Source organism: Saccharothrix sp. NPDC042600, from assembly GCF_040647305.1.
In the GTDB taxonomy this organism is placed as follows: domain Bacteria; phylum Actinomycetota; class Actinomycetes; order Mycobacteriales; family Pseudonocardiaceae; genus Actinosynnema; species Actinosynnema mutabilis.
The window spans coordinates 36997-52534 of record NZ_JBEZBW010000006.1; the positions used below are offsets into that span (position 1 = coordinate 36997).

The 15538-nt window shown below is 73.1% G+C and carries 16 protein-coding genes; 4 read left to right on the plus strand and 12 right to left on the minus strand.

Annotated elements, in window-relative coordinates; translation table 11 throughout:
- Positions 1-157: 157 nt before the first annotated feature.
- The 7 genes from whiA to AB0A74_RS06780 all read right to left on the minus strand — a co-directional run bounded on the left by whiA (position 158) and on the right by AB0A74_RS06780 (position 6762).
- Positions 158-1144 carry a DNA-binding protein WhiA gene (gene whiA, locus AB0A74_RS06750; RefSeq protein ID WP_121227983.1) on the minus strand — a complete coding sequence of 329 codons (987 nt, stop codon included), beginning with the start codon at positions 1142-1144 and terminating at the stop codon, positions 158-160.
- Positions 1135-2160, minus strand: a complete 1026-nt coding sequence (gene yvcK, locus AB0A74_RS06755; RefSeq protein ID WP_358247893.1) for a uridine diphosphate-N-acetylglucosamine-binding protein YvcK — start codon at positions 2158-2160, stop codon at positions 1135-1137. Before yvcK ends, whiA begins: the two co-directional genes overlap by 10 nt.
- A 2-nt stretch (positions 2161-2162) precedes the next feature.
- Positions 2163-3050 (minus strand): RNase adapter RapZ, encoded by an 888-nt coding sequence (gene rapZ / locus AB0A74_RS06760; protein ID WP_343935184.1) that lies wholly within the window; start codon positions 3048-3050, stop codon positions 2163-2165.
- Positions 3047-4984, minus strand: coding sequence for an excinuclease ABC subunit UvrC (gene uvrC, locus AB0A74_RS06765; protein ID WP_358247894.1), 1938 nt, complete (start codon positions 4982-4984; stop codon positions 3047-3049). The genes rapZ and uvrC overlap by 4 nt, the downstream gene beginning before the upstream one ends.
- Positions 4985-5256: 272 nt before the next feature.
- Positions 5257-5754, minus strand: coding sequence for a Rieske (2Fe-2S) protein (locus tag AB0A74_RS06770; protein WP_358247895.1), 498 nt, complete (start codon positions 5752-5754; stop codon positions 5257-5259).
- A gap of 102 nt (positions 5755-5856) precedes the next feature.
- Positions 5857-6249, minus strand: a complete 393-nt coding sequence (locus AB0A74_RS06775) for a Rieske (2Fe-2S) protein (protein WP_358247896.1) — start codon at positions 6247-6249, stop codon at positions 5857-5859.
- Positions 6250-6273: 24 nt separating this feature from the next.
- Entirely contained in the window at positions 6274-6762 is a 489-nt protein-coding gene (locus AB0A74_RS06780) for a hypothetical protein (protein WP_358247897.1), read from the minus strand.
- Positions 6763-7102: 340 nt separating this feature from the next.
- Between AB0A74_RS06780 and AB0A74_RS06785 the strand changes: the two genes are divergently transcribed.
- From AB0A74_RS06785 to AB0A74_RS06800, 4 genes are all read left to right on the plus strand, one after another.
- Complete coding sequence (locus AB0A74_RS06785) at positions 7103-8602, plus strand: helix-turn-helix transcriptional regulator (RefSeq protein WP_343935177.1); 1500 nt, start codon at positions 7103-7105, stop codon at positions 8600-8602.
- Entirely contained in the window at positions 8602-9087 is a 486-nt protein-coding gene (locus AB0A74_RS06790; RefSeq protein ID WP_358247898.1) for a hypothetical protein, read from the plus strand. Before AB0A74_RS06785 ends, AB0A74_RS06790 begins: the two co-directional genes overlap by 1 nt.
- Before the next feature lie 38 nt (positions 9088-9125).
- Positions 9126-10118 carry a YafY family protein gene (locus AB0A74_RS06795; RefSeq protein ID WP_358247899.1) on the plus strand — a complete coding sequence of 331 codons (993 nt, stop codon included), beginning with the start codon at positions 9126-9128 and terminating at the stop codon, positions 10116-10118.
- Positions 10119-10339: 221 nt separating this feature from the next.
- Positions 10340-10882 (plus strand): hypothetical protein, encoded by a 543-nt coding sequence (locus tag AB0A74_RS06800; protein WP_358247900.1) that lies wholly within the window; start codon positions 10340-10342, stop codon positions 10880-10882.
- A gap of 60 nt (positions 10883-10942) precedes the next feature.
- Here AB0A74_RS06800 and AB0A74_RS06805 read toward each other — a convergent pair whose 3' ends face one another.
- From AB0A74_RS06805 to AB0A74_RS06825, 5 genes are all read right to left on the minus strand, one after another.
- Positions 10943-12277 (minus strand): M28 family peptidase, encoded by a 1335-nt coding sequence (locus AB0A74_RS06805; RefSeq protein ID WP_358247901.1) that lies wholly within the window; start codon positions 12275-12277, stop codon positions 10943-10945.
- A gap of 450 nt (positions 12278-12727) precedes the next feature.
- Positions 12728-13159 (minus strand): PH domain-containing protein, encoded by a 432-nt coding sequence (locus AB0A74_RS06810; protein ID WP_358247902.1) that lies wholly within the window; start codon positions 13157-13159, stop codon positions 12728-12730.
- A gap of 5 nt (positions 13160-13164) precedes the next feature.
- Positions 13165-13644, minus strand: coding sequence for a 6,7-dimethyl-8-ribityllumazine synthase (ribH, locus tag AB0A74_RS06815; protein ID WP_358247903.1), 480 nt, complete (start codon positions 13642-13644; stop codon positions 13165-13167).
- On the minus strand, positions 13641-14915 hold the full coding sequence (locus AB0A74_RS06820) for a bifunctional 3,4-dihydroxy-2-butanone-4-phosphate synthase/GTP cyclohydrolase II (protein ID WP_358247904.1): 1275 nt from the start codon (positions 14913-14915) through the stop codon (positions 13641-13643). The genes ribH and AB0A74_RS06820 overlap by 4 nt, the downstream gene beginning before the upstream one ends.
- Positions 14912-15532, minus strand: a complete 621-nt coding sequence (locus AB0A74_RS06825) for a riboflavin synthase (protein ID WP_358247905.1) — start codon at positions 15530-15532, stop codon at positions 14912-14914. The genes AB0A74_RS06820 and AB0A74_RS06825 overlap by 4 nt, the downstream gene beginning before the upstream one ends.
- Positions 15533-15538 lie beyond the last annotated feature (6 nt).

A 15538-nucleotide genomic window follows, 5' to 3' on the forward strand; every position in this document is an offset into this window, starting at 1 on the left:
AGATCAGCGAGGAGACCGCGCGGGCCGAACTCGCGATGTTGGAGGGTCTGTCCGACCACCGGTACCCGCGCGCCGGCGCCGTCTCCCCCGACACACCTGGGAATTGCGTGACACGGTCCGGTCGAGTTGGTCGCCTGACCGCCGCGGGGGTCGGCGGTCAGACTTCGGCTTCCAGCATCTCCGCCGTGACCGCCGACTCCGTGTCCGGCATGCCCAGCTCCCGCGCCCGCTTGTCCGCCATCGCCAGCAGCCGCCGGATGCGCCCCGCCACCGCGTCCTTGGTCATCTGCGGGTCGGAGAGCTGGCCCAGCTCCTCCAGGGACGCCTGCCGGTGGGCCAACCGCAGAGCCCCGGCCGCCGCCAGGTGGTCCGGAGCCTCAGGCCCCAGGATCTCCAGGGCGCGCTGCACCCGAGCCGCCGCCGCGACCGCCGCGCGGGCCGAACGCCGCAGGTTGGCGTCGTCGAAGTTGGCCAGGCGGTTGGCCGTCGCGCGGACCTCGCGGCGCATCCGCCGCTCCTCCCAGGCCAGCACGCTGTCGTGCGCGCCCAGGCGGGTCAGCATCGCGCCGATCGCGTCGCCGTCCCTTATCACCACCCGCTCAGCCCCGCGGACCTCGCGGGACTTCGAGCCGATGCCCATCCGCCGTGCCGCGCCGACCAGGGCCAGAGCGGCCTCCGGGCCGGGGCAGGTCACCTCCATCGACGAGGACCGGCCGGGCTCGGTCAGCGAACCGTGCGCCAGGAACGCCCCGCGCCACGCCGCCTCCGCGTCGCACACCCCGCCCGACACCACCGGCGCGGGCAGGCCCCGGACGGGACGGCCGCGCGGGTCCAGCAGCCCGGTCTGGCGGGCCAGGCCCTCGCCGTCCTTGACCACCCGCACCACGAACCGGGTGCCCTTGCGCAGGCCGCTGGAGGTGATGGTGAAGACGTCGGACTGGTGGCCGAACAGGTCGTGGATCTCCCGGCGCAGCCTGCGCGCGGTCGAGCCGAGGTCCAGCTCGGCCTCCACCACGACCCGCCCGCCGACGATGTGCAGGCCGCCCGCGAACCGCAGCAGCGACGCGACCTCGGCCCGCCGGCAGCACGTCTTGGAGACGGCCAGCCTGCTCAGCTCGTCCTTGACCGCGGACGTCATCGCCACGGCGCATCGCCTCCCCTGGTCTCGCGTTGTTCCACCAGCGTTGTACTCGACGCCTCGCCGGGCCCCGCAGGCAGGCCGTCCAACGCCCGACGAATGCTCAACGCGAGAGCGGCCGGGTCGTGACGGTCGGGTGAACCGGCCTGGGCGATCGGCGACAGGTGCGCCGCGGCCCCCAGAGCTGCGGCGGCGCGCCGCAGGCGGTCCGGCACGGGCACCGCGTCGGCGTCCGCGATGACGGCGTCGACGCGCAGATCCGGGGCGTGCGCGCACAGCACGTCCAGGTGCAGCTCCGGGGAGAACCCGGCGGTTTCCCCCGGTTGGGGGACGAGGTTGAGCACGACGACCTTCTTCGCCGACGTCCGGGTCAGCGCCTCGTGCAGGGACGGCACCAGCAGGTGCGGCAGCACGCTGGTGAACCACGACCCCGGCCCGAGCAGCACGACGTCCGCGTCCAGCACGGCCCGCACGGCCTCCGGGCACCCCCGCGGGGGCTCACCGGGGCCGCCCGGCCCGTGCAGGCGGATGCGCTGCACCCGGCCGGGGGTGGTGGCGATCGCTACCTGGCCGCGGATGCGCCGCACCACGTCGAGGTCCTCGTCCAGCCCGGTGACGTCCGCCTCGATCTCCAGCGGCTCGGTGCACATCGGCAGCACGCGCCCGCGCACGCCCAGCAGCTTGCCCGCCTCGGCCAGCACGGCCACGGGGTCGCCCAGCTGCTCCAGCAGGCCCGCCAGGACCAGGTTGCCGATCGCGTGCCCGGCCAGCGCGCCCGTGCCGCCGAAGCGGTGCTGGAACAGCTCCGCCCACAGCGCGCCGCTGCCCTCGGTGTCGGCCAGCGCGACCATCGCCTTGCGCAGGTCGCCCGGCGGGAGCAGGCCCAGTTCCCGGCGCAGCCGACCGGACGACCCGCCGTCGTCGGCGACCGTCACCACCGCGGTCACGTCGTCGGTGATCCGCCGCAGGGCGGTGAGCGTGACGTGCAAGCCACGCCCACCGCCGAGTGCCACTGCCTTCAAGCTCACTCGCGTCCCAGGTCCCGGTGCACGACCTTCACGGCCATGCCGTCCTCGGCGGCCAGCCGCGACGCCAGCTCCTCGGAGATGGCGACGCTGCGGTGCTTGCCGCCCGTGCAGCCCACGGCCAGCGTGAGGTACCGCTTGCCCTCGCGCCGGTAGCCGGCGCCGATGAGGCGCAGCAGCTCGTGGTAGCGGTCCAGGAACTCCTCCGCGCCCTCCTGGGTGAGCACGTAGTTGCGCACGTCCCCGTCCAGGCCGGTCTGCTCGCGCAGCTCCGGGATCCAGAACGGGTTGGGCAGGAACCGGACGTCCATGACCAGGTCGGCGTCCATCGGCAGGCCGTACTTGTAGCCGAAGGACAGCACGGTGACGCGGGTCCGGGTGGCCGACTCGCTGCCGAACGTGTCCTCGATCTTGGCGCGGAGCTGGTGCACGGACAGCGCGGAGGTGTCCAGGACCAGGTCGGCCTCCTCGCGCAGCGGCGTGAGCAGGACGCGCTCGGCCTCGATGCCGTCCTGCAGCCGCCCGTCGGCCTGGAGCGGGTGGCCGCGGCGCACCGACTCGAACCGGCGGATCAGCACGTCGTCGGTGGCCTCCAGGAACAGCACCTTCGGCTTGTAGCCGCGGGCGTCCAGGTCCTTGATGACCGCCGCCAGGTCGTCGGTGAACGCGCGGCTGCGCACGTCCATGACGACCGCGACCCTGGTGATGGCCCCCCGCGCCTGCGCGCCCAGCTCCACCATCGTCGCGATCAGCTCGGGCGGCAGGTTGTCCACCACGAACCAGCCCAGGTCCTCCAGGCACTTCGCGGCGGTGGACCGGCCCGCTCCCGACAGGCCCGTCACCACCGCGACCTCGATGCCGGACTTCTCGCCGGCCTGTGCGCTCACGATTGCTCCCCTTCGGTACCGGCCGCGCTCAACGTCGCGTGCACGGCCTCGGCGGTGCGCCTGCCCACACCAGGCACCCCGCTGATCTCCTCGATGCTCGCCTCACGGAGTTTCTTCAGTGAGCCGAAGTGCTTGAGCAGCGCCGCTTTCCGCGTCTGCCCGAGACCCGGCACGTCGTCCAGTGCCGAGGTCGTCATGCGCTTGGACCGCTTCTGGCGGTGGTAGGCCACGGCGAACCGGTGCGCCTCGTCGCGGACCCGTTGCAGCAGGTAGAGGGCCTCGCTGGTGCGCGGCAGGATCACCGGGTCGGGCTCGCCGGGCACCCACACCTCCTCCAGCCGCTTGGCCAGGCCGACCACGGCCACGTCCGTGATGCCCAGCTCGGCCAGCACGTCGCTCGCGGCCTGGGCCTGCGGCGCGCCGCCGTCGACCACGAGCAGGTTGGGCGCGTAGGCGAACTTGCGCGGCTTGCCGGTCTCCGGGTCGATGCCGGGCAGCGGGCCGTCCTTGTTCTCCCTCAGGTACGCCTGGAACCGGCGGCGCACCACCTCGGCGATGGACGCCACGTCGCCCTGGTCGGCCCCCTCGCGGACGGCGAAGCGCCGGTACTCGGACTTGCGCGCCAGGCCGTCCTCGAAGACGACCAGCGAGGCCACCACGTCCGTGCCCTGGACGTGGCTGATGTCGGTGCACTCGATGCGCAGCGGGGCGGTGTCCAGCCCGAGGGCCTCCTGGAGCTCCTGGAGGGCCGCGGACCGGGCCGTGAGGTCGCCCGCGCGCTTGAGCTTGTGCTGCTGGAAGGCCTCCTTGGCGTTGCGCTCGACGGTCTCCATCAGCGCCCGCTTGTCCCCGCGCTGCGGCACCCGCAGCACGACCTTCCCGCCGCGCAGGTCGCCCAGCCAGCGCTCCACGGCGGCGACGTCGTCGGGCAGCTCGGGCACCAGCACCTCGCGCGGCACCGGGGCCGACTCGATGCCGCTGGCCTGCGCGGACTCGACCTGCTCGCCGTAGAACTGGGTGACGAACTGGTCCACCAGGTCGGCGACGCCGGCCTCCTCGACCTTGTCCACGACCCACCCGCGCTGCCCGCGCACCCGCCCGCCCCGGACGTGGAAGACCTGGACGGAGACCTCCAGGTCGTCCTGGGCGAAGGCGACGACGTCGGCGTCGGTGCCGTCCCCGAGCACGACGGCCTGCTTTTCGAGGGCGCGCTTGAGGGCGGAGAGGTCGTCGCGCAGGCGGGCGGCCTTCTCGAACTCCAGCTCCTCGGCGGCGGCGGTCATCTCGCGGTCGAGCTTGCGGACCATCGCGTCGGTGCGGCCGGCCAGGAAGTCGCAGAAGTCCAGGACGATGTCGCGGTGCTCTTCTCGCGTGACCTTGCCGACGCAGGGCGCGGAGCACTTGTCGATGTAGCCGAGCAGGCAGGGCCGGCCGATCTGGTTGTGCCGCTTGAACACGCCCGCGGAGCAGGTGCGGGCGGGGAACACGCGCAGGAGCAGGTCGAGGGTCTCGCGGATGGCCCAGGCGTGGGCGTAGGGGCCGAAGTAGCGGACGCCCTTGCGCCGGGGGCCGCGGTAGACGTGCAGGCGCGGGTAGTCCTCGTTCAGGGTGACGGCGAGGACGGGGTAGGACTTGTCGTCCCGGTAGCGGACGTTGAACCGGGGGTCGAACTCCTTGATCCAGTTGTACTCCAGCTGGAGCGCCTCGACCTCGGTGGTGACGACCGTCCACTCGACACCGGCGGCGGTGGTGACCATCTGCCGGGTGCGCGGGTGCAACCCGGCGACGTCGGCGAAGTACGAGTTCAACCGCGACCGCAGGCTCTTGGCCTTGCCGACGTAGATGACGCGCCGGTTGGCGTCGCGGAACTTGTACACGCCAGGGGCGTCGGGGATGGAGCCTGTCGCGGGGCGATAGGTCGACGGATCGGCCACCCGACAAGCCTACGTGCGCCCCCCGACAGTCAGACGCGCGCCCGACCCCAGTCCAGGAGGTGCGCGGAGCGATCCACATCACGCCGGGCACGTCCACGCGGCGCTGGTCCCGGGAGCCGCTCCGGGCACGCCCGGCCCAGCGGCCGGGGTGGCTTCGAGTACGCAGGACCTCGGCGACGGTGGCCAACGTCAGAGCTCGACGGGAGAGGCCATGCCGACACGCCGGCGGCGGTCGATCCGGGCTCACCCCGCACGACCTCCCCCACGAGCCGTCAGGCCGGCACGACCTGGCCGCCCTGCACCTTCACGGCCACCGCCTTGAGTCCAGTGGTCGCCGGGCCCTTCTTCACCGCGCCGTCGGTGGCGGCGAACTGGCTGCCGTGGTTCGGGCAGGTGATCGTGCCGCCCGAAGGGGCCCCGACCGTGGTGCCCGCGTGCGGGCAGGCCGCGTCGAAAGCCTTCACGGTTGAACCCGATCGGGTGACGACCAGGCTCTTCCCGCCCGCCTCCACGACGACGCCGCCGCCGTCGGGGACCTCGGACAGGGACACGATGCCCTCAGCCGCCGAACCGCCCGTGGTCGTGGGCGCGGAGCCGCCGGTGGTCGTGGGCGCGGAGCCGCCCGTGGTGCCGGGGGCCGTGCCGCCGGTGGTGGCGGTCGGGGTGCTCGCCGTGCCGCACGCGGCCAGGCCGCCGGGCACCGCCAGCGCCACCAGGACTCCGCACAGCATCGAACGGCGGGACAGGCCGGGGTTGTCGGTGGTGGTCAAAACCGGTCCTCCGTGTGGTGGGTCGTCGTCGTTCGGTCTCTACCGCAATACGACACCACGGGACGCCGGGTTCAACGCTGTCGGGAACCTGTCGAGACGCTGTCAAGCCAGCACGACGTCCTGCCCGGTCACCCGGACGGGCACTTCCGCCAACCCCTTCTCCGCCGGACCCGACAGCACCGCGCCCGACGACGGGTCGAACGTCGACCGGTGGGTCGGGCAGGTGATCACGCCGGCGGTCGGCGGGTTGACGACCGCGCCCTGGTGCGGGCAGGCCGGGTTGAACGCCCGGACGGTCGAACCCGAGCGGACCAGCAGCAACTGGCCGTCCGCGCCCACCGGGACCAGCGCTCCCGACCCGTCGGGCACGTCCGCGAGCCCGGCGACCCGCTCCCCCGCACGGGCGGAGCCGACGCCGGGCCTGCGGGCCGGACCGGCCGACGAGCAGCCGGTCAGGGCGAGCAGACCGCACACCAGCAGTGTTCTGCGTTCCACTCGCCCATCTTCACAAACCGGCCGCTACCGGTCCCCGGCGGTGGCCGTGCGGGCCAGCGCCAGGACCGCGGTGAACGGCGGGAACCAGTGCCGCGAGTGCGACGGCGGGTTCGCCCACCGCAGGGAGCCGTAGCGCGTCATCGTGGGCGGCAGGGCGATGCGCTGCGGCGAGCGGACGAACTGGACCTCGGGCGGCGCCTTGAGGTGCGTGGGCAGCAAGGCGACGAGTTCGGCGAGGAACACCCAGTGCTCCCGCGGTCCGGGTATGACGGTGACGGGCCCGGCCAGCATCCGGGCCTTCAGGTCGGCCAGCACGCGCGAGCCGATCCGCGCCGGCATCGCCAGCGCGGTGGTGGCGGGGCCCAGCGGCAGGAACACGCCCTGTTCGGTGACGGACACCTTCCAGCCCAGCAGCCGGTAACCCGCGATGGCCTCGCCGAGCGCCTGCTGGTGCGCACGGTCACGGGGCGGCCCGAGACGCGGTGTGGTGTCAGCATTGGTTGACGCGGTCATGCTCATCGTGGAGGTCCCTCCCCGGTCGGGTGGAGCGGGCGGTGACCCGGGGCCGGGGGTCGTCCCGGTCCCGGGCCACCACCGCAGGGTGGGCGCATATACCGCCGGCCACCACACCCCTTCCGGGTCGGGGCCATGCACCGGACGCATCAAGTGGATGCACCTCACGGCCGCACGTGGGCCCGGCACGACGCCCCACCCCGTCTTATGCATGAAATGAATGGACTCCCGATCACATGCCGATAGACTCTCGGGCACGCTCAGTGACGGGAGCGAGCCGATGGAACCGAAAGCTCGAAGAGCATCCAGTACCAGGCGCGCTTGCCCGTTGTGCGGAGCGGTGATCGCCGCCGACAACACAGACCGGCTCTGCCACCGGTGTCGGCGCAATTCGCGTACCGAGCTGTACGGCCCACCCGAGGTCCCGGCCGACTTCTGGGACCACGAGGTGATGGTCGCCGCCTTCACCGACCGGGACATGGGAGCGGTCCTCGCCGCTTACCGCCGCCACCCGCACCACGTCAGCCGCGTCACCCAGGACCGCATGGCGTCGTGGCTGGGGATCAGCCAGGCGCAGTTGTCGCGGTACGAGACCGGGGACAACCCGATCGACCGGATCGAGAAGCTGCGCCAGTTCGCGCGGGCGCTGCGCATCCCCGGTGACCGGCTGTGGTTCGACCGCGTCGGTGTCCCAAGCCAGGCGGGTCCCGCCGACCACGGCGCCCCGCCCGATGTGCTCGCCGCGGCGTGGGACGCGTCGAGCATTGCCAGATCGGTCGAGGAGACGGCGAGGAGCGACTTGGCGATCAGCAGACGAGCGGCGCTCACCGGAGCAGCCGCGGTGGCGATGGGTCCCGCCCTGGTCGAACCGCTGCAGCGGTGGCTCCACCCCCTCCAGCCCCTGTCCCGGTGGTCGTCCAGCGCGGCGATCAGCGAGGAGGAGCTGTACGCGTTGCAGCACGTCGCGGACGGGCTGCGCGGGTGGGGTGGACGAGGCGGGTACGGGCTGGCGCGCAAGGCGGTGCTCGGGCAGTTGGAGGAACTGGCCGAGCGGCTGTCGCGGGCGCCCGCGGGCCCCACCACGGAACGCGCGTTCTTCATCGGAGCGGAGCTGTCCAAGGTGGCGGCGAGCATGTCGTGGGACGCCGGTATGCACGACGCCGCGCAGCGGTACTACGTGCTCGGCATCCGGATGGCGAAGGCGGGCCGCAACGACCCGTTCGCCGCGCTGTGCCTGGCGGCCATGGCGCGGCAGATGTTCGACCTCGGGCGGCCCGAGGACGGGCTGGAACTGGTGCAGTTGGGCCAGTACGGGACGCGGCGCAGCGCGACGCCGACTTTAGAAGCGCTGCTGCGGACCCGGGAGGCGTGGGCGTACGCGCAGATGGGACAGGTTCGCGAGTTCCACCGCGCGGTGGGCCAGGCGCAGGACAGCTTCGCGCAGCGCAGGCCGGGCGCGGAGCCGTGGTGGCTGGACAGCTTCGACGAGGCGGAGCTGGAGGGCGTGATCGGGGCCAGGATGCGCGACCTGGCCGGTCACGACCCGCGCCAGGCGCCGCAGGCGGAGCAGCACATCCGCCGGGCGTTGTCCCTGCGCGACCCGTCGAGGGTCCGCAACCGGGCGTTCGACGTCATCGGGCTGGCCCGCACGCGCATGGTCGCGGACGAGCCCGAGGAGGCGTGCGCCCTGATCAACGAGGTGCTGCCGACGGCGGCGGGGCTGGCGTCCGGACGGGTCGTGCGCAAGCTGCACGACTTCGCGAAGGAAGCCGAGCGCCACCGCGACCTCCCGGCGGTGCGGGAGACGCGTGACGCCATTCGCGGGGTGCGGACGGCCTGATGCGCGTGGGTATCACCGGGCACAGCAACCTGGTGCCCGAATGCGTCGACGACGTGCGGACGGCGATCCGGACGGCGTTGGAGGCCGAGGCGGCGGGCGGGTCGTCCCTGGTGGGGGTGACCTGCCTGGCGCCGGGCGCGGACCAGTTGTTCGCGCGCGCGGTCCTGGACCTGGGCGGCCGGGTCGAGGTCGTGCTGCCCGCGATGGACTACCGGGACAAGCTCAAACCGGAGCGGCGGGCGGAGTACGACGAGCTGCTGGCCCGGGCGCACGTGGTGAGCGTGCTGCCCAACGAGCTGTCGGGCCGGCACGCGTACGTCATGGCCAACGAGCGGATGCTGGCGTCGGTGGAGCTGCTGATCGCGGTGTGGGACGGCAACCCGCCCGACGGTCGGGGCGGGACGGCCGACGTGGTCGAGACCGCGCGGGCCTCCGGGGTGCCGGTGGTCGTCGTGTGGCCGGAGGGCGCGCGCCGGAAGGGTTGAGGACCGGAGCTGTCCTCGATCGGTGGGAGACTCGGCCCATGTTGGAGACCTCGGCCCGACTGCTCAAGCTGTTGTCCCTGCTCCAGGTCCGGCGCGACTGGACCGGGGCGGACCTGGCCGGGCGGCTGGGGGTGGACGTGCGGACGGTGCGGCGCGACGTCGACAAGCTGCGCAGCCTCGGGTACCCGGTCAACTCGGTGCCCGGGGTGTCCGGCGGCTACCAGCTCGGAGCGGGGGCCGAGCTGCCGCCGCTGCTGCTGGACGACGACGAGGCGGTCGCGGTGGCGGTGGGGTTGCGGACGGCCGCGAACGGGACGGTGGCCGGGATCGAGGAGACGTCGGTCCGGGCGTTGGCGAAGCTGGAGCAGGTGCTGCCGTCCCGGCTGCGGCGGCGGGTCAACGCGTTGCAGGAGCACACCGTGTCGCTCACGCCGTCCGTGGCGACCGTCGATTCGCGGACGTTGACGGCCATCGCGGGGGCGTGCCGGGACCACCAGCGGCTGCGGTTCCCCTACGCCGGGCGGGACGGGGAGGCGAGCAAGCGGCACGTCGAGCCGCTGGGGCTGGCCCACACGGGGCGGCGGTGGTACCTGGTGGCGTGGGACGTGGACCGGGCGGACTGGCGGACGTTCCGGGTGGACCGCATCGCCGAGGAGCCGACGCTGGGCGCCCGGTTCGTGCCGAGGGACCCGCCCGACCCGGACCTGGCGTCGTACGTCTCGCGCCAGCTGACGGTCGCGCCGTACACGTACCGGGCGGAGCTGGTCATGCACGCGCCGATCGAGGAGGTCGAGCGGCGGACGTCCAAGACGTCGGTGCACCTGGAGCCGCTGGACGACGGTCGGACGCTGCTGACCGCGGGGTCGCCGTCGCTGGAGGAGCTGGGGTTGTGGATCGGGCTGATCGGCGTGGACTTCGACGTGGTGTCGCCGCCCGAGCTCGCCGAGCACCTGCGGGTGCTCGGCGAGCGGTTCCTCAACGCGGCCGGCGGCGCCCCGGCGACCACCGCCGCCGAGGACCGGACGCGCTGACCCGCCTGCCGGGTGGTGGACGCCGCTGGAAGACCCGGCACGTCCGGGTGGCCGCCGAGGCGAGTGGGCGGTCACGGTTCGCCACGTCGGTCCCCGGCCGGTTACGGCTGTTCCCCCACAGGTGGCCAGTGGCGGCATCCCGGGCATGGCGCCCGATGCCCGGGGCAGCCCCGGGCGGACGCACGAGGACTTCGGGCGTCACCGAGCGCGGGGAGAAGAAGATGCGCGGGGAGAAGAAGATGAAGGACATCAGGCCGATCGTCGCCGTTGTCGCGACCGTTTTCCTGCTGACCGCACCCGGTGTGCCGGCATGGGCGTCGGACCGGGGCGCCAACGTCTACCTGGTGAACAAGAAGACCGGCGACTGCATCACGCTCTCCGGTGACGGCGGTCCGGCGACGCTCTTCCCGGCCGCGTGCGGCGAGGAGCACAACCGGCGGCAAGGCTGGAACCTGGTGGAGCAGGGCACCGGTTCCGGCGTCAAGAAGATCAAGGTGCAGAGCACGTACCGGCAGCACCTGTGCATCGGCTACCAGGGACAGCGCGTGCAGCTGACGAGCTGCTTGGGCGGTGAGGACGTGCTGTGGTGGCCGTCCTGGTGCTACGACTCGAAAGCCAAGCTGTACTGCGTGGTTCCCGCCACGAGCCTTCCGGTCGAGGGGAAGGAGCACGGGAACCTGGTCGAGAGGGATGGCCGGTACCAGGCCGTGACCGATCCCGCCGACGGCACGGGCGAGCGGGTGTTCCACTACCTGAAGCGCTGACGGCGTCCCGGGCCCACGCCGATCACCCGCCCGCTGCCGGGCGGGTGACCCTCAGCCGTGCTAGCTCCGTTGGCAGGCCAGGCGGTACGCCGCCGCCCCGATGAGTTCCAGGGACACCTGGAGGCGTTCGGGGCTGACGTTGAGCTCGATGGTGTCCTCGGGCGTGTGGTAGAGCGGTTCGAGCTGGTGGGGGCCGCCCTCGCCGCGCCAGGAGAAGTTGGCGGCGGCGATCTTGCGCTCGTGGAAGGGCACGTGGTCGCTGCTGCCGCGGGCGACCGGGCCGTGCACCTGGGAGCCGTAGCCCAGGCGGGCGGCGGCCGCGGCGACCTCGCGGGTGGTGGCGTTGTCGCCGCCGTCCACGGACAGGAGCCAGTACGCGGTGGCCGGGCCGTGGCTGGTGGCGACCATGTCGTTCTGGAAGACGCCGGCGATGCGGGCGGCGTCGGGGTCGGTGAGCTGGTTGACGTAGTGGCGCGACCCGAGCAGGCCCTGTTCCTCCGAGCCCCACAGGGCGAAGCGGAGCGCCTTGTGGGTGGGCAGGTGGCGCAGGACGCGGGCCAGTTCGAGGGCGAGCACGGTGCCGCTGCCGTCGTCGTTCGCGCCGGGCGAGCCGGGGACGCTGTCGTAGTGCGCGGTCACCATGACGACGTCGTCGCCGCCGAACGTGCCGGGGCGCTCGGCGAGCACGTTGTACGAGGTCAGGTTCGGGTGGTGGGTCGTGGCCACGGTGATGGTCGCGGGCTTGGCGGCGCGCAGGCGTTCGACGTGGACCTGGGCGACGCCGAGCACGGGGACGGCGACGTTCGCGGTGAGCGCCGGGGAGAAGGCGCTGGTCTTGCCGGCGGGTGGGGTGGAGACGCGGCCGATGAGGACGGCCTTCGCGCCCTTGGCGACGGCGTCGAGGACGGCGGTGGAGCCGGCGGGGACGTTGACCAGGAGGACGACCTGGCCGGTGAGGTCGGCGGGCAGGGCGGCGCCGTTGTCCAGGTCGAGCAGCGGGCCGGTGGCGGAGGTGTTCAGGGCTCCGAAGCGGGACGCCGCGGCGTTCCAGGTGGCGCCGTCGGGCAGGGTCAGGGTGGACAGGTACTTGTCGGGCACGGAGAACGGCTGCAGCTCCACCTGGTAGCGGAGCTTGCGCAGGACGTCCGCGATGTAGTCGCGGGCGCGGTGCTCGGACTCGGTGCCGCCGATGCGCTGGCCGATGCCGTCGCTGAGCACCTTGAGGTGCTCCAGCGCGCGCCGGGCGCGCACGCGGGCCACGACGGGGAAGTCGCCCAGGTCCAACTCCGGCGCCGCGGACGCGCCGGGCCGCTGGGCGTTGGCGGTGGGGTTGAGCCCCAGGGTGACGGCGCCCGCCGCCGCCACGGCACCCGCCAGCACAGACCGTCTACGCATTTCAGGCCCCCTCGGTTCAGGTCGGTCACCTGAACCTAGGCAGGGCGGGGGTAGGCGGGAAGAGTGCCGATGGCCGACAGCTCGCCGCCATCGGCACCACGACGATCAGCGGGTTGCGCGGCCTCCGGCCCCCGGTTCCATGATCCCACGGGGGTACGACAATCCGGTTCGGAGCGCCCCGGGGCTCATTGTCCCAGCGAGGTACGACAACCCCGACGACCACGATCCGACCGCGGCGAAAGCGCCCAACCACGACCGCGCCGGCCCGGCGGACAGCCACCGCCTCGCCGCCACGCCGCCGGCCGGGCCGAACCCGCCCAGCCGCGCCGGACCGCCCAGCCCTGCCCTGCCGCGCCCAGCCGCGCTCAGCCCAGCCGCGCCCAGCCGCGCCGACTCCCAGCCGCGCCAAACCCAGCCGGCACCCCAGCGCCGGCCGTCACCCGGCGAGCGTCAGCCGGTCGCGGCCTTGTGCAGGTCGCGCAGGGCGCGGACCGCCGCCACCGCGTGCTCCCGGTCCACCGCCTGCACCGCCATGATCGACACGTACTCGTCGTCCGGCAGCTCCAGCCGCGCCCACGACGCCCCGTCCGGGAACGACACGTGCAGCACCTCGGACCACTCGAACCGCCGCGCCGTCACCACGTTGCGGACCTCCAAGCCGGACTCGTCGGCGCGCACGCGCGGCCGGGCCAGCAGGAGGACCCCGCACGCCAGCAGCACGCCCAGGATGATCATCGCCACCTGGTCGGAGGTCCGGAAGATGACGCCCGTGGGCGTGTCGCCCAGCAGCAGCCCCACGATGGTGAACACCACCACCAGGAACACCGCGCTGACGACGGCGACCGTGCGGATCCTGCGGGGGCGGAACTCGACGCTCGACATCGTGATCACTGGCCCGCCCGCAGGTCGCGCAGCACCAGGGCCGTGTCCAGCGCGGCCACCACCGCCTCGAAACCCTTGTCCTCCACCGAGTCCTCGAACCCGGCGCGCGCCAGGGCCTGCTCCTCGGTGTCGCACGTCAGCACGCCGTTGCCGACCGGGGTGGAGGTGTCCAGGGCGATCCGGGTCAGGCCCGCCGTCACCGAGTCGCACACGTACTCGAAGTGCGGCGTGCCGCCCCGGATGACCACGCCCAGCGCCACCACCGCGTCGTGCGTGCGGGCCAGTTCCTGCACCACCACGGGCAGCTCGATGGCGCCCGCGACCCGCGCCACGGTGGGGGACGACACGCCCGCCTCCCCCGCCGCCGCCAACGCCCGGGCCACGAGCCGCGAGGTGATCTTCTCGTGCCACCTGGTGGCCACCACCGCCAGCGTCAAGCCCGTCGCGTCCGGGACCGCCGCCTCCGGCCTGCCCTCGCCGCTCATTCGACACCCTCCGTCGTGCTCACGATCGCGCCACCCTGGCTCAACGCCTCGTACTGCTCCAACTGGTGCAGCTCGTGCCCCATCCGGTCCCGCTTGGTGCGCAGGTAGTGCAGGTTCTCCGGGTTCGGCGAGATGGGCAGCGGCACGCGGTCGATCACGCGCAGGCCGTAGCCCTCCAGGCCGACCCGCTTGGCCGGGTTGTTGGTCAGCAGGCGCATGGACTTGATGCCCAGCTCGCACAGGATCTGCGCGCCGGTGCCGTAGTCGCGGGCGTCGGCGGGCACGCCCAGCGCCAGGTTCGCGTCCACCGTGTCCGCGCCCCGGTCCTGCAGCTGGTAGGCCTGCAACTTGTGCATCAGGCCGATGCCGCGACCCTCGTGCCCGCGCATGTAGAGCACGACACCGCGGCCCTGCGCGGCCACCGCCTCCAGCGCCGCGTCCAACTGCGGCCCGCAGTCGCAGCGCAGCGAGCCGAACACGTCACCGGTCAGGCACTCGGAGTGGACGCGGACCAGCACGTCCTCGCCGTCGCCGATCTCGCCGAACACCATCGCGACGTGCTCGATGCCGTCCAGCTTGGAGTCGTAGCCCACGGCGGTGAACACGCCGTGCGCGGTGGGCAGCCGGGCCTCGGCGACCCGCACGACCTGGGTCTCCACGCGGCGGCGGTAGGCGATGAGGTCGGCGATGGTGATCAGGGCGAGGTCGTGGTCGGCGGCGAAGACCTCCAGCTCGTCGCGCCGCGCCATGTCGCCTTCGTCCTTCTGCGACACGATCTCGCACAGCACGCCGGCCGGGGCCAGGCCCGCCAGCCGGGACAGGTCCACGGCGGCCTCGGTGTGGCCGGGGCGGCGCAGCACGCCGCCGTCGCGGGCGCGCAGCGGCACCACGTGGCCGGGCCGGTTGAAGTCCTTGGCCTCCGCCGACGGGTCGGCCAGCAGCCGGATCGTGCGGGCCCGGTCGGCGGCGGAGATGCCGGTGGACACGCCCTCGCGGGCGTCCACGGTGACCGTGTACGCGGTGCCGCGCTGGTCCTGGTTGGTGTGGTACATCGGCGGCAGGTCCAGCCGGGCGCAGTCGGCCTCGGTCAGCGCCACGCACACGTACCCGGAGGTGTAGCGGACCATGAAGGCGAGCAGCTCCGGCGTCGCCTTCTCGGCGGCGAAGATCAGGTCGCCCTCGTTCTCGCGGTCCTCGTCGTCCACGACGATGACCGGCCGGCCGGCGGCGATGTCCCTGACGGCCCGCTCGATGTCGGAGAAGTCCTTCACCGCGTCCCCTCCGCTCCGGTGTCGCGCAGATGCGGCGTCGCGAGCCGCTCGACGTACTTGGCCAGCACGTCGACCTCCAGGTTGACCAGGTCGCCGGGCGCGCGCCGGCCGAGCGTGGTCAGCTCCAGGGTGGTCGGGATGAGGCTGACGCTGAACTCCGTCTCGCTCACCGACACGACGGTCAGCGACACGCCGTCCACGGTGATCGAGCCCTTCTCCACGACGTACCGGGCGAGGCCGGGCGGCAGTCCGATGTGGACGACCTCCCAGTGCTCGGCCTTCTCCCGCGCCAGGACGGTGCCCGTCCCGTCGACGTGTCCCTGCACGATGTGCCCGCCGATGCGCTGCCCGAGGGCGGCGGCGCGCTCCAGGTTGACCCGGTCGCCCTCGGCGACCTTGGCCAGGCTGCTGCGCCGCAGCGTCTCGCGCATGACGTCGGCGGTGAACGCGCCGTCGGCGACGTCGACCACGGTGAGGCACACGCCGTTCACCGCGATCGAATCGCCGTGCTTGGCGTCGCTGGTCACCACCGGACCCTTGATGGTGACGCGCGCCGCGTCGGGCAGGTCCGCGACGGCGACGACCTCACCCAGTTCCTCGACGATCCCGGTGAACACCGTGTC